At 37.4% G+C, this 18,137-nt stretch carries 15 protein-coding genes and 1 pseudogene; 4 read left to right on the top strand and 12 right to left on the bottom strand.

Features of this window, described 5'->3' with window-relative positions; translation table 11 throughout:
* Positions 1 to 138: 138 nt before the first annotated feature.
* From metF to gmk, 4 genes are all read right to left on the bottom strand, one after another.
* Positions 139 to 1,092, bottom strand: a complete 954-nt coding sequence (gene metF / locus AC3QLY_RS04900) for a methylenetetrahydrofolate reductase [NAD(P)H] (RefSeq protein WP_218331662.1) — start codon at positions 1,090 to 1,092, stop codon at positions 139 to 141.
* 185 nt (positions 1,093 to 1,277) lie between these two features.
* Positions 1,278 to 2,729, bottom strand: coding sequence for an amidohydrolase (locus AC3QLY_RS04895; RefSeq protein ID WP_492990807.1), 1,452 nt, complete (start codon positions 2,727 to 2,729; stop codon positions 1,278 to 1,280).
* A gap of 55 nt (positions 2,730 to 2,784) precedes the next feature.
* Positions 2,785 to 3,603, bottom strand: a complete 819-nt coding sequence (locus AC3QLY_RS04890) for an SDR family oxidoreductase (RefSeq protein WP_218331658.1) — start codon at positions 3,601 to 3,603, stop codon at positions 2,785 to 2,787.
* A gap of 108 nt (positions 3,604 to 3,711) precedes the next feature.
* On the bottom strand, positions 3,712 to 4,287 hold the full coding sequence (gmk, locus tag AC3QLY_RS04885) for a guanylate kinase (RefSeq protein WP_074419469.1): 576 nt from the start codon (positions 4,285 to 4,287) through the stop codon (positions 3,712 to 3,714).
* A 143-nt stretch (positions 4,288 to 4,430) separates the two neighbouring features.
* Here gmk and AC3QLY_RS04880 point away from each other — a divergent pair.
* Positions 4,431 to 5,123, top strand: a pseudogene (locus AC3QLY_RS04880) (IS91 family transposase); the annotation flags it as partial.
* A gap of 243 nt (positions 5,124 to 5,366) precedes the next feature.
* On the opposite strand, the gene AC3QLY_RS04875 reads toward AC3QLY_RS04880, so the two are convergent.
* Positions 5,367 to 5,702 carry an RloB domain-containing protein gene (locus tag AC3QLY_RS04875; protein WP_394369760.1) on the bottom strand — a complete coding sequence of 112 codons (336 nt, stop codon included), beginning with the start codon at positions 5,700 to 5,702 and terminating at the stop codon, positions 5,367 to 5,369.
* Between the two features lie 226 nt (positions 5,703 to 5,928).
* Between AC3QLY_RS04875 and AC3QLY_RS04870 the strand changes: the two genes are divergently transcribed.
* From AC3QLY_RS04870 to AC3QLY_RS04860, 3 genes are all read left to right on the top strand, one after another.
* Positions 5,929 to 7,041: an endonuclease/exonuclease/phosphatase family protein gene (locus AC3QLY_RS04870; RefSeq protein ID WP_288097303.1), complete on the top strand. Its 1,113-nt coding sequence runs from the start codon at positions 5,929 to 5,931 to the stop codon at positions 7,039 to 7,041.
* Between the two features lie 97 nt (positions 7,042 to 7,138).
* Complete coding sequence (gene cysS, locus AC3QLY_RS04865) at positions 7,139 to 8,644, top strand: cysteine--tRNA ligase (protein ID WP_075051837.1); 1,506 nt, start codon at positions 7,139 to 7,141, stop codon at positions 8,642 to 8,644.
* 189 nt (positions 8,645 to 8,833) lie between these two features.
* Complete coding sequence (locus tag AC3QLY_RS04860; RefSeq protein ID WP_492990804.1) at positions 8,834 to 11,227, top strand: hypothetical protein; 2,394 nt, start codon at positions 8,834 to 8,836, stop codon at positions 11,225 to 11,227.
* A gap of 485 nt (positions 11,228 to 11,712) precedes the next feature.
* Here AC3QLY_RS04860 and AC3QLY_RS04855 read toward each other — a convergent pair whose 3' ends face one another.
* From AC3QLY_RS04855 to AC3QLY_RS04825, 7 genes are all read right to left on the bottom strand, one after another.
* Positions 11,713 to 12,261, bottom strand: coding sequence for a hypothetical protein (locus tag AC3QLY_RS04855; protein WP_492990802.1), 549 nt, complete (start codon positions 12,259 to 12,261; stop codon positions 11,713 to 11,715).
* Positions 12,252 to 13,718: a hypothetical protein gene (locus tag AC3QLY_RS04850; protein WP_492990800.1), complete on the bottom strand. Its 1,467-nt coding sequence runs from the start codon at positions 13,716 to 13,718 to the stop codon at positions 12,252 to 12,254. Before AC3QLY_RS04850 ends, AC3QLY_RS04855 begins: the two co-directional genes overlap by 10 nt.
* Positions 13,719 to 13,771: 53 nt before the next feature.
* The gene (locus AC3QLY_RS04845; RefSeq protein ID WP_492991252.1) at positions 13,772 to 14,146 is read right to left on the bottom strand and encodes a divalent metal cation transporter; all 375 of its coding nucleotides are present in this window, start codon (positions 14,144 to 14,146) and stop codon (positions 13,772 to 13,774) included.
* A gap of 126 nt (positions 14,147 to 14,272) precedes the next feature.
* Positions 14,273 to 14,671: a hypothetical protein gene (locus AC3QLY_RS04840; RefSeq protein ID WP_492990798.1), complete on the bottom strand. Its 399-nt coding sequence runs from the start codon at positions 14,669 to 14,671 to the stop codon at positions 14,273 to 14,275.
* Between the two features lie 145 nt (positions 14,672 to 14,816).
* Entirely contained in the window at positions 14,817 to 15,980 is a 1,164-nt protein-coding gene (locus AC3QLY_RS04835) for a hypothetical protein (RefSeq protein ID WP_492990796.1), read from the bottom strand.
* Positions 15,981 to 16,043: 63 nt separating this feature from the next.
* Positions 16,044 to 16,676, bottom strand: a complete 633-nt coding sequence (locus tag AC3QLY_RS04830) for a hypothetical protein (protein WP_492990795.1) — start codon at positions 16,674 to 16,676, stop codon at positions 16,044 to 16,046.
* Between the two features lie 52 nt (positions 16,677 to 16,728).
* The gene (locus AC3QLY_RS04825; protein WP_492990793.1) at positions 16,729 to 18,096 is read right to left on the bottom strand and encodes a hypothetical protein; all 1,368 of its coding nucleotides are present in this window, start codon (positions 18,094 to 18,096) and stop codon (positions 16,729 to 16,731) included.
* Positions 18,097 to 18,137 lie beyond the last annotated feature (41 nt).

Genomic DNA, 18,137 nt, shown 5'->3' with positions numbered 1-18,137 from the left:
TAAACTTTCAGAAATTGAGCAATTATTATAGCATAATTACTATTTTGTTTCGTAAACGAAATGAAGTGATTGGATTACCATAGTTTATTGTTTTGAATTGCAAGAAGATATCTGCATTTATATTTTGCATTTGGATACCTAAAACACCTCTTTCACCACATTGCGTATTACTTTAGGTTTACCCAAAGTATAGTAATGCAATACCGGCACACCGGCAGCTTTCAGTTCTTTTGATTGTTGAATTAACCAGGTAGTGCCAATTGCTTCTACCTCAGCATCTGTTTTACAATTTAAAATAGTATTTGATAAATCAGTGGGAATATCTACATGAAAAATTCTGGGCAATACGGTTAATTGTTTTTTAGAAGTAATGGGTTTTAATCCCGGAATAATGGGCACCTGAATACCCATTGCCCTGCAGGCTTTTACAAAAGCAAAAAACTTTTTGTTATCGAAGAACATTTGGGTCATAATATAATCGGCGCCGGCTTCAACTTTTTCTTTTAAAAACTGCAAATCGGTATCTAAGTTGGGTGCTTCAAAATGTTTTTCAGGATAGCCTGCGGTGCCAATGCAAAAATTAGTTTTACCACCATCGCGAATATCTTCATCAATGTATATACCGTGGTTTAAGTTCACCACCTGCTTTTGTAAATCAATGGCATGTTCATGTCCATCTGGCTCCGGCTCAAAACTGGTTTCATTTTTAGCTGCATCGCCCCGTAATACCAACACATTATCAATACCCAGAAAATTCAAATCAATTAAAGCATCTTCACTTTCGCGTTTGGTAAAGCCGCCACAAATTAAATGGGGCACTGTATCTATTTTATAATGGTTCATAATGGCAGCGCAAATGCCCACAGTACCGGGTCTTTTGCGTACTTCTACTTTTTCAAAAGAGCCATCGGCTTTTTTCTTAAACATACTTTCGCTACGGTGGTAGGTAACATTGATCCAGGAAGGCTTAAACTCCATGAGCGGATCTAAATGATCATATAACGAGGTAATGGTTTTTCCTTTCAAGGGTGGTAATACTTCAAAAGACAGTAAGGTACTTTTGGCCTGTTGAATGTGTTCAGTTACTTTCATTTGTTTAGGTGTATGGTAGCGTTGCTTTTAAAAATCACGAATCTTATAGCGCATTGGCAGGATAAGCTTTTTGATTTGCCGGCTTATCATGAACCGCTAAAATATTTGCAAACATAGCATCAAAGCAATAAAAAACCGCTTACTTTAGCAGAAAGCGGTTGATTTAATATCCAAATATTACACAATTAATCGCGGTAATGTAAAGCAGGCTTTCTATCGCCCAACAATGCTTTGTACTGGTAATTGCCTTTGGCTTGCACAAATTCTTCTTTAGCTGCATCAATCAAAGCCGGACTTTGGTATAAATCAATGGCAGTTAATGCCAATGTTTTAGCGGCTACCATCATGCCTTTGGTGCCAATTTCAGTTCCTCCACAGGCAGTGGCCTGCCAGCTATGCGCAGGAGTGCCTGGAATCCAGGTAGCAGCCCTTAAGCCAACGGTGGGCACTGTATAGCTTACATCGCCTACATCGGTTGAGCCGCCGCCGGCATCTTCCTGTTCTTTTAATGGTTTAATGGTAGCAGCCGACTCAATGGGTGGTACGTTAAAATTAAAAGTGGCCTGTAATTTTTTACCGAATGCTACTTCATCTGGCGTATAGGTAACGCCGCCCACTTGTTCTAAATCAGACTGCATTACATTGGCCAGTGTTTTATTCAACAGCAAATCATGCGTTCCACCAATAATTTCATAATCCATGGTTGTGCCGGTGCCCAATGCTGCACCCTGCCCGGCTTTTACCAACCTGTCAAAAATAGATTTTACCTGCTCTTTATTGGGGTGGCGTACATAATAATACACCTCAGCAAAATCGGGTACCACATTGGGCGCCTTGCCGCCATTGGTAATAATGTAGTGAATACGGGTTTCCTGAGGCACGTGTTCCCGCATCATATTGGCCATATAATCCATAGCTTCAACGGCATCTAAAGCAGAGCGGCCTTTTTCGGGCGATGCTGCAGCGTGTGTAGCAATACCATGAAACCTGAATTTGGCAGAGATGTTGGCTAATGCACTGGTCATGGTTACACCATTTTCTGCGCCGGGATGCCAGTGCAATACTACATCTACCCCATTGAATAATCCTGCACGCACCATATACACTTTGCCACTGCCGCCTTCTTCGGCCGGACAACCATATACTTTTATAGTTCCTTTTAATTGGTTGGAGGCTATTAATTTTTGTATTTCTATTCCGGCAGCTACTGAAGCCGTGCCAAATAAATGATGTCCGCAACCATGCCCCGCTGCCTGTCCGGCAACCGGCTCTTTTTCAGCAACAGCCTGTTGAGATAAACCGGGTAAGGCATCAAATTCAGCCAATATACCAATCACAGGCTGACCGCTACCATAGGTAGCCACAAAAGCAGTGGGAATATCGGCCACTCCGCTTTCAACAGAAAAGCCTGCATTTTTAAGTTGTTCTTGCAGCAGTGCTGAACTCTTTACTTCTTTATAGCCCACTTCTGCAAAGTTCCAAATTTGTAAGGCTACATTTTTGTAGGTGTTATACTGGCTTTGCAAATCGGCCATGGCAGTTTGTTTGAGTGCATTGGGTTTTTGCGGTGTTTGAGCAAATGGAGCAGACAGCCATAGCAGGCTGTCAGCAAGCAACAGAATAATAAATTTTTTCATAAGTAGTTGGTTTTGGTTGTATAAAAAATGGAAATGTACTAATAAAAATATCGATTTATACAAATAAATCGTTGAAAAGTGTGGCACCTGGTACCACAGCATATTTATCTAAATCAGTGATGCCTTCTGCTGCCAGTACTGCTTCATCAATAAACGTATTGCCTGTGCAGTCTTTTGATTTTTTTTGCAGGATGATAGCAGTAGCATCGGCCAGGATTTGTGGTGTTCGGCTTTGGTTAGCCAACGCAACGCCGCCCAATAAATTACGTACCGCAGCCGTATCGATGGTGGTTCTTGGCCACAAAGCATTGGATGCAATACCCAGCTCTTTAAACTCATGTGCCCAGGCAATGGCCATCATGCTCATATTGTATTTGGTAAGGGTGTACGCAATATGTGGCGCCAGCCATTTGGGCTGCATATTCAGAGGTGGTGATAAGGTTAAAATATGTGGATTGGGTGCTTTTTTTAAATAAGGAACACAGGCTTGTGTAACCAGAAAAGTACCCCGTACATTAATGCTGTGCATTAAATCGAAGCGCTTGGTTTCGGTGGAGAGAGTATCAGATAATTGAATGGCAGAAGCATTATTGATTAAAATATCAATTCCGCCAAAAGCTTCTACTGCTATTTCTACCGCTTGTTGTATTTGTTCTTCAAATCGAATATCGGTTTTTATGGGCAAAGCCTTGGTGCCTATTGCCTCTATTTCTTTAGCTGCAGAAAAAATAGTGCCGCCTAATTTGGGGTTTTCTTCTGTGCTTTTAGCAGCAATCACAATATTAGCCCCTTGTTTTGCCAGTTCTAACGCTATTGCCTTGCCGATGCCCCTGCTGGCACCGGTAATGAATACGGTCTTATTTTGAAATAGCATATCCTGTTCATTTAATGAAACAAGGTAGGATAATTGCAGGAAGAATAAAGAAGGAAGGCCAATAATTTTATTACCAATACATCAGGAAAAAATAGCAATACCCGCTCATTACCAGCCCAGAAATTGGCGGATGGCAGTTTCTGCTTCCCGGCAGGCCTGCTCTAATTCTTTGTTTACAATTCCTATATTAAAGTGATGCTTAAAAGAAATTTCATACCTGGCTTTATTCATACGGGTAGCAATACTATCCGGGGTTTCTGTGCCCCTGCTTTCTAATCTTTTTTTTAAATCATCCAAACTGGGCGCTTCAATAAAAATGGACAAGGTATTGTTGGGATATTGTTGTTGTACATGAATGGCGCCTTTCACATCAATATCCAAAACCGGCACTTTTCCTTCCTGCCAAATTCTTTCTATTTCTGCGTGCAGGGTGCCATAATATTTTCCTTCATATACCATTTCCCATTCAACAAATTCATTTGCTTTAATTTTTTCCTGAAAATTGTTGATAGAAATAAAATAATAATCTTTTCCGTTCTGCTCATTGCTTCGAGGGGAACGGGTAGTAGCGGAAATAGAAAATGCTAATTTGGGATATTTTGCTAAAAGATATCGGGTAATAGAAGTTTTACCTGCACCCGATGGTGCCGTGATGATGATAATTTTTTTTTCCGTTGATTCCATTTGCAAATAAAAGAAGAAAAAATGGAGTGGCGTAATTCAGATTCGATGAATTATTTTTCAAATAGCAATTTACAGATATACAACACTCTGTTGTTGTGTTGTGTGTCCGCAAACGGCGAACGTAAATCAGGACAAGACAAGGCGGCATGATTGCCATTCTGCATACCTGGGGACAAACGCTTAGCCTGCATCCCCACCTGCATTGTATTGTACCGGGTGCAGGCGTAGATGCAAAGGGTCATTTTAAAACCATTACTGCCAATGGAAAATATTTGTTTCCGGCAAAAGCTTTGAGCAATGTGTACCGTGCAAAGTATGTTGCACTGCTCAGGCAAAAGGGTATCACAGATAAAACACTCATCAATCATTTATTTGCCAAAAATTGGGTAGTGTATGCCAAGCGCCCTTTTGGCGCACCAAAGCAGGTAATAGAATACTTAGGCAGGTACACCCATAAAATTGCTATCAGCAATCACCGTTTGCAACAGGTAGATCAAACCAATACCACCTTCCACTACAAAGATTATAAAAGCCATGGCAGTATAAAACAAATGACGCTGAGCAACCCGGAATTTATCCGGCGTTTTGCTATGCACATTTTACCCCTGCGCTTTGTACGCATCAGGCATTACGGCATACGCAGCACTACCTGGAAGCGGGCAAAGTTTGTTGCCTTAAAAAAACAGTTAAAGTTGCCAACACCAAAAAATGACAGTACAACAAAACTACATTGCTGCCCTTGTTGCAAAACAGGCATATTAATCACCATCATCACCTTTGGCAAACGGGGGCCACCACCGCAGCATAAGGCCGGTGCAAAAAGGAATGCCTGCTAAATGCGGGTAAGGGAATTGCTGTGCCTGCAAGAACATAACCGCTACTACAATAACGGCACACAGCAGTAAACAAAGAATTGAAAAAAATAATACCCCCCGATTTTCAATTACAGCAACACAGTAGCAAAACGATAACTCCATAATCAATAAACACCCGGATAATTTACCGGTTTCGTTCAACAGGCGGCTTCATTGTTGGCGCTACGCACCCAACGAAGCCTTAGTTGTTAGCTGTAGGCTTTATTAAACATTAATAATCGACTTCATTTCGTCGGTCTCGTATAGCAGCTGCATTTGAGTCATTGCCGTTTTGGGATTATCCAAGTCAAATGCTTTTAACTTTTTTGCATTTGCAATGGCTGTTTTCAGTTTAGGTTTTAGTTTTAAATAAATATCGTTGTCTTGCTTTGTAAAATATTTACTTGTTTTTTCAAAATCAGGTAAATACTTTTTTAACTGTTTGATTGCACCTTCACAATTATCAAAATACTTGCCTGTCGATTCAAAATGAAGTAATATCCAAAATTCTAAGCATGGGTTATTGATAATTACAACGACATTTTTACAAACAAATGACAGATTATTCGTCAGCTGGGGTGGGTGGGTAGTGCGTTGGCATTTTTAGCTCTTGGCAAGGTTGGCATTGTGTCTGAGTTTTGTGTGCCTTGCCATGTGCTAAAAATTGCGTGGGGTCGGGTAGCAAAGTCATGGATAGTGTCACTGTACCCAAATAGGGTGACATACAACAATTATATTTCTGCTTTTCTCCTTTTGCCCTTCCACCAACAATTGTTATTTTTATGCAATGGCATTGGCATTCATCAGGCCTTTTATAAAACGTATAGTAATTGGTATTAACCTGCTGGTCATTTTTATTTACTTACTGGGCTGTTTAAGTCCGTGGGTAAACCCCGTATATTTTACCCCCATCAGCTTTATTGCCATTACCATGCCCTACCTGGCTTTAATCCTCATTTTTGCTGCTATTTTCTGGATTATCGTAAAGCCGAAATATGTGTGGATGCCGCTGCTGGCACTATTACTCAGCTATCAGCAAATACAGGTAATGTTTGCCGGTAACATAAAAGAAGGATTTTCAAAAACAAAACCTGCCGGCAGTTTGCGCATCATTAGCTGGAATGTGCAAAGCTTTAATGGCCTCAGTAAAAGCAAGGCTGCTAAACAGCAGGTGCGTACCGATCTTGCCCTCACTATTCAAAAACTTAATGCCGATGTGGTTTGCATGCAGGAGTTTAACCATGCCGACAATACCAATCCAACAGCTAATAATATTGGCTTGTTCGCTGATAGTTTTCCCTATCATTGCTTCTCGAAAGACTATCGCCGCAACAATCACTATCATTCAGGCTGTATCATCTTTTCCAAATACCCCATTATCCGTTCCGAACGCATCCCCTTTAAAACAGCCGAAAGCCTTATTTATGCCGATATTGTAAAAGGCTACGATACCATACGGGTTTTCACCACCCATTTGCAATCTTATAAATTTAACCAGGATGACTATGATGGCATGGAGAAAATTAAACAACAAAATGAAGAAGCACTGGCTGCCTCCAAAGGCATTATCCAAAAAATGCTACTGGCTTTTAGAAGAAGAACTGCACAGGCCATCATTGTAAAAAGCAAATTGAACGAAAGCCCTTATCCTTATTTAATTTGTGGCGATTTTAATGATGTGCCCAACAGCTTTACTTATTTCCATATTCGTGAAAACATGCAGGATGCTTTTTTGGCAAAAGGTTTTGGCATTGGCCGCAGTTTTATTAGCCTTGCACCAACACTGCGTATTGACTATATTTTAACCGACCTTCATTTTGCCATCCGGCAATTTGATATGGTTGATGAAGACCTAAGCGATCATATTATGCTGGTAAGTGATGTGGCACTGAAAAAATAAAACCCCTTTCCCGCTTTATATTCCGTTTGCTGCTACTGCAACGATTGGCTACTTTTGCAGCCTGTAATTGAATAATGACCGCTATTTAAATATTTCTATGCCTTTACAATTGTACAATACCCTTACCCGCAAAAAAGAAGTGTTTACCCCCATTACGCCGGGACTCGTGGGCTTATATGTTTGTGGACCAACTGTTAGCGGCGAAAGCCATTTGGGCCATGCACGCCCTTATATTAGTTTCGATATTCTGTATCGCTATTTTTTACACTTAGGTTATAAAGTACGGTATGTACGCAATATTACCGATGCCGGTCATTTTGAAGAAGAAGGCCGAGCCGCAGAAGATAAAATTAGTAGTAAAGCCATTTTAGAAAAATTAGAACCCATGGAGCTGGTGCAGAAATACACCAACCTGTTTCATTGGGCCATGCAACAATTCAATACCCTGCCACCCAGTATAGAACCCACTGCTACCGGTCATATTGTAGAGCAAATTAATATGATTCAACAAATTATTGCCGATGGCTATGCTTATGTTGTAAATGGTTCGGTTTATTTTGATGTGGCAAAGTACAATACCGATTTTTCTAAAATTGGCCAACCCTATGGCATACTCAGTGGCAGAAATATTGAAGAACAATTAGAAACTACCCGCCAGTTAGAAAATCAGGACGAAAAAAGAAACAAAAACGATTTTGCGTTGTGGAAAAAGGCTCCGCCCGAACATATTATGCGCTGGACCAGCCCCTGGGGCGAGGGATTTCCCGGTTGGCATATTGAATGTTCGGCCATGAGTACCAAATATTTGGGTAAACAATTTGATATACATGGCGGAGGGATGGATTTGGAGTTCCCGCACCATGAATGCGAAATTGCCCAAAGCTCGGTTTGCAACCATCAACCTCCTGCCCGTTATTGGGTGCACAATAACATGATTACCATTAATGGTAAAAAAATGGGCAAAAGCTATAACAACGTGATTAAATTGACCGAGTTGTTTAGTGGCAATCATCCCATTTTAGAACAGGCATACCATCCCATGACCATCCGTTTCTTTATCCTGCAATCGCATTACCGCTCTACTCTCGATTTTAGTAATGAAGCTCTGCAGGCATCAGAAAAAGCATTAAAACGTTTGTGGGAAGCCTACTCCAACTTATTTGCATTACCCTTGCCTGAAAATGAAGTTGCTGAAGATGTGGAATTAGACAAAAAGGTGCAACAACTGATCAATGAATTTGCCGAGTTTATGGACGATGACCTTAGCACTGCCAAAGTATTGGCCAATATGTTTGAGCTGGCACCTGTTATCAATGCCCTAAAAAACAAACAATTACCAGCCAATTGTTTAACATCAGCCACCGTGCTGCGCTTACAACAACAAATGAAACTATTTTTAGAAGATGTATTTGGCCTGCAAAACCCGGTTCCGGCATACGATGGCAAACTGCATCAGGTAATGGAATTATTGTTGCAACTACGCAAACAAGCCAAAGCAAAAAAAGATTTTGTAACCAGCGATACCATCCGGAATGAATTATTGGCCCTGGGTATTCAAATTAAAGATGAAAAAGATGGCTCCATGAGTTACAGCATACTTTAAGCCGACCTATTCTTCCCGCTTTAATAAAATTATAACCCAACCTGCTTATTTTTATAAGTAGGTTTGTTTTTTAGCACACATTAAAATAGTGTTTATTTGCTATATTGCTTGTTTAAAAACTATGAGGCATTTTCTTATGTCTTTTTTAAATAGAAAGCAATTACATCTCGTCAAAATAAATTGTATTACATGAACAAAATGCTTGCTGTTTTAGGCTTTTGCACACTGCTTAGCTTTTCAACTTCTACAAAAGCACAGGTATTAGACTCTATGATGGATGTGTATGCCAACAGGTACCCTCAGGAAAAAATACATATTCAGTTCGATAAGGGAGCATACAATAAAGGCGAAACCATTTGGTATAAAGCCTATTTAATGACAGGCATTGACCTTTCGTTTATCAGCAAAAACTTTTATGTAGACTGGTATGATGCATCGGGCACCTTACTCATGCATTCTGTTGCACCGCTTTTTCAGGCCACCGCTTCGGGCTCGTTTGAAGTGCCGGCCAATTACAGCGGAAAAACCCTGCAATTAAGGGCTTACACTCGTTGGATGCTGAATTTTGATACCGTTTTTTTGTATCAGCGCTCCATTCCCGTAATACAACCACAGGTTAAAGCCAATATTATCTTGCCGAAAACACAGGTATACCTGTTCCCCGAAGGAGGTAATCTGGTAGAAGGGCTGAATAGCCGCGTTGCCTTTAAAGCCACCGATCAGTTTGGCAATCCGGTATACATTAAAGGAGCCATTAAAAACAATCATCAGGTATTGGTAGATTCTTTTTTAACGGAACATGATGGCATGGGTAGCTTTTCAGTTGAACCCAAAGCCGGCGAAACCTATCAAATTAACTGGTTAGATGAAAATGGCCAAACCGGCACAACCGCATTACCTGCCGCATTACCCAACGGTGCCACCCTTTCTGTACAACCCGCCAGCGATAAAGCCATTGTATTTGTAGAGCGCACCGCCAAGGATGATCCTTTGTACAAAACCATGTATCTCATGGCGCAAATGAATCAGCAATTAGTGTACAAATCAAGAATTAATTTTTCGGCTAAAACCAGTGTAGTGGCCGATTTGCCTACGACAGAATTACCCACTGGCATTTTGCAAATTACATTGTTTAATGCCAACTGGCAGCCCGTTGCAGAAAGAATTGTTTTTGTGAATAATGAAAACTATATCTTCAACCCGCGCATCAGCACGCCATTGGTAAATTTAGATAAACGCGGAAAAAACACCATTGAGTTTTTTGTATCTGATACTGCTTTTGCCAATATGTCTATTGCCGTTACCGATGCCGATGTGCCAGTAGATGATAAACATTCTATTTACTCGGATTTTTTATTGAGTGATGATATTAAAGGCAAAGTACACAATCCGGCTTATTACTTCTCCAGCGATGCTGACAGTGTTACCCATCATTTAGATTTGGTGATGATGACCAATGGATGGCGCCGTTACAACTGGAGCGATTTGGCAGCACAAAAAGTACCCAATATTAAATTTCCCCCGGAAACCAACTATTTAAAAATAGAAGGTAAAGTGTATGGCAGTAATTATACCGGTGGCGAATCTTCTTTTTTAAATGTGATTGTACAAGGGAAAGACAGCAGTAAACAGTTTTTATTATTACCCGTGCATAAAGATGGTTCATTTGAACAGGATGGCGTTTTCTTTTACGATACCGTTAAACTGTTTTACATGCTCAATGGCAAACGCAGTGGCAATAGCGGTGCAGTAGTTAGTTTTTCAAACGGGTTGTTTAACCTGCAACCCCGTTATGTAAACATCAACAGCAGTTTAACCAACTGGACAGATAGTATGGCGCTGCGCCGGATGCAGTATTTTTTGGATGAGCAGGAAAGACTGCGCAAATTAATGGCATCGGCCACCTTAAAAGAGGTTACTGTGCGGGCTAAAGTAAAAAGTGTTTTACAAGTATTGGATGAAAAATATGCAACAGGCCTCTTCTCCGGCGGCGATAGTTATGGGTTTGATGTTATGGACGACCCTCGGGCCAATGGCGCATTAGATGTATTTACTTACCTGCAGGGGCAGGTAGCAGGCTTACAAATTAATTATGGCGGCGGAACGCCCACTTTAACCTGGCGGGGCAGCACACCCGATTTATATTTAGATGAAAGTCCGGCTCAGCCCGATATGATTCAAAGCCTACCCATTACAGATATTGCGTACATCAAAGTATTTCGCCCACCTTTCTTTGGCTCCATGGGCGGTGGCAGTGGTGGTGCCATAGCCATTTATACGAAAAGAGGCAACGATAGCAAAAAAAATAACAACGCCAATACACCCGGGTTAGACAATACCATATTAGGTGGATACACTAAATTTAAACAATTCTTCAGCCCTGATTACGACAAATCGAATGATGCTTTTGGCGATGATATTAGAAGTACTTTATACTGGAATCCCTATGTATTAACCAACAAAAAAAGTCCGCAGGTAAAATTAGACTTCTTTAATAGTGATATTAGCAAAAAACTAAAGGTAATTATAGAAGGGTTTAATGCCGATGGTAAATTAACACATATAGAAAAAGTGTTGGAATAATTTTTTAGCAAAATAGTTATAAAAAATGGCTCCATTATGTGGCCATTTTTTTGTAAGTATGAAGTAGTAAAACCAGGCAAACTGATGGTGCTATTTGCTGTAATAGGTAATTTATCGGAGAGCAAACAAATTTCTTTCTTGTTCAAAAAAATTGGCGGTTTAGCTCAATGAAAAAAATTATCTACTTTAGATTGAACTAAAAGAGGAGGTCTACACATAATCTAATTATATTTATCTGTTTGTGATAATGTTAAATGGGGGCAATTTATCTTCATAAAAAATCCCCACAAATTGTCACTAAATAGTTAAGCAAATTTGCTCCTTTATTCATAAAAGCCCTTGCAATAATATCATCTTTAAAACATTGTACTTCTTCTAAACCCTAATAGAACCTGGCGATGTAGTTTTTATTTCAGTTCCCGTATTCTAATAGACCGTTGCATATTATTTTTGTAAAAAAATACAATCAATCTGCTGATAATATATTAATAACCTCCTATTTTGCCCATCAGTAACAATTTACTCCATTTCCCCTTTTCTTTTTTATATAAATATGTCCACTGTTGGCCAAAATCAGGATCGTATGGCGTTTCAAATGAAAATGCACACAATAAATAGCTTCTCAAAAAAATGGGTTTTGAAAGCCTCCAACCATCTTTCTGATTCTCTGAAACAAATTGAACATTTTTCATCAAATGCTTATTAATATAATATTTGGTTGTGTCACCTTCAATTTCTTTTGTTAGGCTTGCCTTTTCTTCGTTAGAAAGACCATACTTTCCTGTTCCAAACAAAGATACCACAAATAAATTTTTGTTAGATAAAAATTGATAAGTTTTTAAAGTATCATATTTTTTGAACTCTGTATTTCTAATAAATTTCATGAATTTTTTTAATTCACGTTTATATTTACAATTATTCTTTTGTGCAAAAATATTTTCATTCAACAGAGTTGCACTCATTAAAATAAATATCATTAAAATAATTTTTCTATAATTTATAGCTTGCATAATTGTTTTGTTTTTTACTGACATTTTGTTCCTATTGTACCATATTCGAATAGTTGTAAATAATACTGAAAAAAATCTCTACTATTCGCATTTGTTGTAAAGCCATATTTAGTTAATGCATCATTGAAGGCTGGTGTACCTACTATATCATCTTTTAATCCACCTAAAGCCAAACTTGCAGCCTCTTGTGTAGATAAAGAGGGGAAAAAACTTTGTAAAGTACCAGTTATACCGTCAATGTAGTTTTGTAACATATAGGCATGTTGAGTTAATCCATTTAATACCGATGTATCTGTAAATATATAGGCATGCACAATTTCATGAATTAAGGTACTGGCCTTAAATTCCTGACTTGCAGCAGGGTCAAACTGATCTAACCTAATATAAGTTGTAACATTCATAATTTTATTAACAGGGTCATACTGCGAACTTGTTTGTGCATGAACAGGGTTCCCATTTAGGTCAACAATTGTAGTACTTTCAGCAAAAGTTAGATTTATTTTTGGGCCAACACCAAAAGTATTTTGTAAAATATTGGTTACCATGTTTTGTAAATTATTATTGATCATATAATCAGCAATAGCCTTAAAACAAGGATTCTGCAAATTATTTTTTACATCTGCTAAACTATTTTGGGGTGGTATGCTTCCTCCTCTGGCACCACCACTATGTACCGGTGTGGTAGCCCCTAATCCGGTACCAACTGAATTAGTAGTTCCATTATCAATATACATAGCGTTGGTTTGGCATTGTCTTGTAATCACAGTAACAGAATTATAACCTGCTTCTACATATGTATAACTATAATCCCAACAGTTTGCAACAGATGCCACATACATTTCACTACGTGTATTACCCATTGTAGCAATACGCATATTACCCGTTGTATTGACTGCGCTATGAATTATCTGTTCCCAATTAGATTCTAAAGCATTAAAAATTCCATACAAAGTGGCCTTGGTAAAAAGTGTGGCCGCTCTATCTCCATGTTCGGCTAAATGGGTTTGTGGGGTATTTCTGTCTATTAGCCTAAAGAAAGTATAATCTTTATTCCTTTCAGACCCAAATAACAAGGCGGTTACTTTGTTTTGTGCATTGATGATTGGAGTAACGAGGGTAAATGTGCCATTTTTATCCTGCAAAACTAAACTTACATCCCAATAAGCTTTTCCGTATTTGTTTTCTATCAGGGGCACAATAGGGCTTTTGTTATCAAAATCTTTAAAATGGACAATTGTGCTGTTTAATAACGCCTCATTTGCTAAGGTACCGTTCAACCTGCCAAACACGGATTGTAGGGAATCTATTCGCTCAAAAAAAGTGGACTTTTGTTCATAAGGTACATCATGGGTTTGTTTGGTACAAGTGGAGAATAAAACAGCAACAATCATCACAACCAACCATCGCTTGTACATAGCCCTGGTATTACTTATTATTTTACCAATAAAGTTTACAATTTTGCGGGGGGCAATTAATTTCATATGGATAATTTTAATGCTACTATAAATTAAAGATTAATTAAAAAACATTTTTTTTAATTAATCTTTATAGTTTGCATCGCCATCCAAAACATGGCTACTACCACCAACCAACCCAATATTTGTAACCACAATGCATGCCGGTAATTAGGAGTTATACGATATTTAAGCGCAGCTAACAAAATAATCACCAATGCCAGGGGTAAAATAAATCCATTTACTGTGCCTGCAAGCACCAATACTGTTACAGGTTGGCCCACCCATTCAAATATACCGGCCGACAATACAATAAATCCCGATACCCAAATTTTTTGATGGACTTCTATTCCCGGATGGAATGTTTTAATGAACGAAATAGCCGTAAAAGATGCACCAATAACCGAGGTAATAGAAGCTGCCCACATAACCATTCCAAAAAAGAAATAAACTATACTTTTGGAAGCTATTTAAAAAACGAAAACAGCAGAATTAGCCGGATTGATGAAATTGCTCTGTACCAGTATTCATATTTTAAAATATTATTGAATAAAATATTACAAATTGCCACAGATAATTTATTAATAACCTAAGATTTTACCCATCAATAACAATCTACTCCATTTCCCATTTTCCTTTTTATACAAATATGTCCACTCAGCACCATAATCAGGGTCATATGGAGTTGCAAATGAAAAGGCACACAATAAATAGCTTCTTAAAAAAATAGGTTTTGAAAGTCTCCACCCATCTTTCTGATTTTCAGCAACAAACTGAACATTTTTCATCAAATGCTTATTAATATAATATTTGGTTGTATCGGCCTGTATTTCTTTAATTAAGTTTGTCTTTTCTTCATTTGTAAGTCCATATACACCGGTTCCAAATAAAGAAACCATAAATAAATTTTTATTGGATAAGTATGGATAAATTTTTAATGTATCATATTGTTTAAACTCAGTAGTTCTAATAAATTTCATGAATTTTTTTAGTTCCCTTTTGTATTTACTGTTAACTCGTTGTGCAAAAACATTTTTGTTAAATAGGATTGTACTCATTAAAATCAATATGAGCAAAATAATATTTCTATATTTTATTGTAGGCATTGTTATTTTAATTTACTTTTTATTGACATCTTGTTCCAGATGTGCCATATTCATATAATTTTGAATAAAACTCAAAATAATCTCTACTATTCGCATTTGTTGTAAAGCCATATTTTGTTAATGCATCATTGAAGGCTTGTGTACCAGTTATATCTTTACCTAATCCACCCAAGGCTAAGCTGGCGGCTTGTTGAGAGGTCAAAGATGGGAAAAAAGTTTGCAAAGATCCAATAATGCCATCAATATAACTTTGTAACATATAGGCATGTTGCGTTAACCCATTTAATACTTCCGGGTGTGTGAATATATAAGCATGTACAATTTCATGAATTAATAAACTGGCTTTATACTCCTGACTTGCTGCAGGGTCAATTTGATCTAGTCGAATGTAAGTAGTAATATTTAAAACTCCGCTAGAAGCATCATATTGAGATTGTGTTTGAGCAGCGACTGGTCTTCCATTTTGGTTGACAATAGAATTACTTTCAGCAAGCGTAAGATTAATTTTGGGGCTAACATTAAAAGTTTTTTGTAAGATATTTGTTACAATATTTTGCAAATTATTATTTATCATAAGGTCTGCAATTGCTTTGAAACAAGGATTCTGCAAGTTATTTTTTACATCTGCTAAACTATTTTGGGGTGGTATGCTTCCTCCTCTGGCACCACCACTATGTACCGGTGTGGTAGCCCCTAATCCGGTACCAACTGAATTAGTAGTTCCATTATCAATATACATAGCGTTGGTTTGGCATTGTCTTGTAATCACAGTAACAGAATTATAACCTGCTTCTACATATGTATAACTATAATCCCAACAGTTTGCAACAGATGCCACATACATTTCACTACGTGTGTTATTCATCGTTGTTATAGGTATATTCGCAGTTGAATTGTGTGTACTATGAACTATTTGTTTCCAATGAAACTCCAATACCTCAAAAATTCCATACAAGGTTGCTTTGGTAAACAACGTAGCATTCTTGTCGCCATGTTCTGCTAAATGCGTTTGTGGGATATTTCTGTCTATTAGCCTAAAGAAAGTATAATCTTTATTCCTTTCAGACCCAAATAACAAGGCGGTTACTTTGTTTTGTGCATTGATGATTGGAGTAACGAGGGTAAATGTGCCATTTTTATTTGTATAATTATAAATATAGGTAGATAGTTCTTTCAAAGTCATATCATCAATACTTTTAGGCCAATTAGCTATTACGTCTGTAGCAACCGATGATAAAGGAACTTTTTAATAATAATCTTCACATAATCTTTTTACAATACTCCAATGCTTGTTTGTTTTTTTAAATAAAATAATTTCACTTCCTCCTTTTAAATGCTTTTGTGAATAAGCAATCAAACAACTCCTATTTCGATTAAAAAAAATGGGAGCTGATAATGCACTTGTTTTTATAAAATTATTCCCATATTGTACAATTTGCTTAAGAAATTTTATTCTTATTGTATCAACTAAATAAACATTTAAATTTTTAAGCCATCTGGATTTAAATTTTTTAGTTACTGGTGTTTCATTTAATATACTATCTAAAGTTCTCTTTGTAGTGTATTTTAAAAGTTCATTTGATAGTTCATTTCTACAAGTCGAATCAATTTTAAACGGAATACTTTCTGTTTCAAGTATACTATAAAAATTTGAGCTATCAAGATTATACTTAAGTGAATCTTTCATAAAAATTTTTTCAACTTTTGCTGCAAATTCAGTAGAATTTTCAAGATACTCTTTTAATGAATTTGGAATAAGCGCGAATTTATTTTGATCAATATGCAACAATTTGACAACCTGCCTATAAAATTTTTTTGCTTTATTTCCTCTCAAATATATATTTTGCCCATTGCAAATATTTAAACTATATAACATCATAAATAATGTTATGAATAATAATTTATAGAATGCTTTCATTTTGTTCATTAGGTTAGTTACATTTTGTTCCATTTTGGCCCGCTTCCTGATATCCGTTTTCTTTTAAGTATGCCTCTTGTATATCCGGACTAAGTGTATTCCATGCATTATACTTATTATCCATTAAACCGCCCCATGCCAAGGCTGTTGCCTGAAATAATGTTAAATTGGGAAAACTCTTCTGTAGAGAAAGCGATATCATTGTAACAAAATCATTTGCTATTAAATTATGATGGATATTACTTCCTGAAATATTTAAAGTAAAAAAATAAGCATGTAAAACTTCATGAAAAATTGTAGCAGCCAGGGCTTCTTTCGTTGCATTGGTTGTTGAGTTAAGTTGTAATGTAATATTCATTTCCCCAGTTATTGAATTTAAAGAAGGAGGGACCGCGTGACCCATAATTACTTCTCCTTTATCATTTCGTAATTCAGCTACCTCTACAATAGTTAAATTAAACTTGTTTGAAACACCAAATACTTGATTGATAATTTTGGAAATATCATTTGAAAAATCATTGTTATACACAGTATTCCATACATCCAATAAACAAGGGTCTTTCAATTGAATCTTTATGTCATCTAATAACATGATTTCGGTTGGTCCTGTGCTTCCTCCTCTGGCACCACCACTATGTACCGGTGTGGTAGCCCCTAATCCGGTACCAACTGAATTAGTAGTTCCATTATCAATATACATAGCGTTGGTTTGGCATTGTCTTGTAATCACAGTAACAGAATTATAACCTGCTTCTACATATGTATAACTATAATCCCAACAGTTTGCAACAGATGCCACATACATTTCACTACGTGTATTACCCATTGTAGCAATACGCATATTACCCGTTGTATTGACTGCGCTATGAATTATCTGTTCCCAATTAGATTCTAAAGCATTAAAAATTCCATACAAAGTGGCCTTGGTAAAAAGTGTGGCCGCTCTATCTCCATGTTCGGCTAAATGGGTTTGTGGGGTATTTCTGTCTATTAGCCTAAAGAAAGTATAATCTTTATTCCTTTCAGACCCAAATAACAAGGCGGTTACTTTGTTTTGTGCATTGATGATTGGAGTAACGAGGGTAAATGTGCCATTTTTATCCTGCAAAACTAAACTTACATCCCAATAAGCTTTTCCGTATTTGTTTTCTATCAGGGGCACAATAGGGCTTTTGTTATCAAAATCTTTAAAATGGACAATTGTGCTGTTTAATAACGCCTCATTTGCTAAGGTACCGTTCAACCTGCCAAACACGGATTGTAGGGAATCTATTCGCTCAAAAAAAGTGGACTTTTGTTCATAAGGTACATCATGGGTTTGTTTGGTACAGGTGGAGAATAAAACAGCAACAATCATCACAACCAACCATCGCTTGTACATAGCCCTGGTATTACTTATTATTTTACCAATAAAGTTTACAA

This window comes from Hydrotalea sp. GW822-HT8A01, assembly GCF_058798575.1.
Note: the sequence above shows the minus strand (reverse complement) of the source record. Positions and strands in the feature narration are given on the sequence as shown.

Bases quoted from the DNA above. Each gene is read 5' to 3' on its own strand.
- AC3QLY_RS04830 (WP_492990795.1), bottom strand. From the start codon at position 16,676: ATGATGTTATATAGTTTAAATATTTGCAATGGGCAAAATATATATTTG.
- AC3QLY_RS04835 (WP_492990796.1), bottom strand. From the start codon at position 15,980: ATGACTTTGAAAGAACTATCTACCTATATTTATAATTATACAAATAAA.
- AC3QLY_RS04860 (WP_492990804.1), top strand. From the start codon at position 8,834: ATGAACAAAATGCTTGCTGTTTTAGGCTTTTGCACACTGCTTAGCTTT.
- AC3QLY_RS04840 (WP_492990798.1), bottom strand. From the start codon at position 14,671: ATGAAATTTATTAGAACTACTGAGTTTAAACAATATGATACATTAAAA.
- metF (WP_218331662.1), bottom strand. From the start codon at position 1,092: ATGAAAGTAACTGAACACATTCAACAGGCCAAAAGTACCTTACTGTCT.
- AC3QLY_RS04825 (WP_492990793.1), bottom strand. From the start codon at position 18,096: ATGTACAAGCGATGGTTGGTTGTGATGATTGTTGCTGTTTTATTCTCC.
- AC3QLY_RS04870 (WP_288097303.1), top strand. From the start codon at position 5,929: ATGGCATTGGCATTCATCAGGCCTTTTATAAAACGTATAGTAATTGGT.
- AC3QLY_RS04850 (WP_492990800.1), bottom strand. From the start codon at position 13,718: ATGAAATTAATTGCCCCCCGCAAAATTGTAAACTTTATTGGTAAAATA.
- cysS (WP_075051837.1), top strand. From the start codon at position 7,139: ATGCCTTTACAATTGTACAATACCCTTACCCGCAAAAAAGAAGTGTTT.
- AC3QLY_RS04855 (WP_492990802.1), bottom strand. From the start codon at position 12,261: ATGTCAGTAAAAAACAAAACAATTATGCAAGCTATAAATTATAGAAAA.
- gmk (WP_074419469.1), bottom strand. From the start codon at position 4,287: ATGGAATCAACGGAAAAAAAAATTATCATCATCACGGCACCATCGGGT.
- AC3QLY_RS04890 (WP_218331658.1), bottom strand. From the start codon at position 3,603: ATGCTATTTCAAAATAAGACCGTATTCATTACCGGTGCCAGCAGGGGC.
- AC3QLY_RS04895 (WP_492990807.1), bottom strand. From the start codon at position 2,729: ATGAAAAAATTTATTATTCTGTTGCTTGCTGACAGCCTGCTATGGCTG.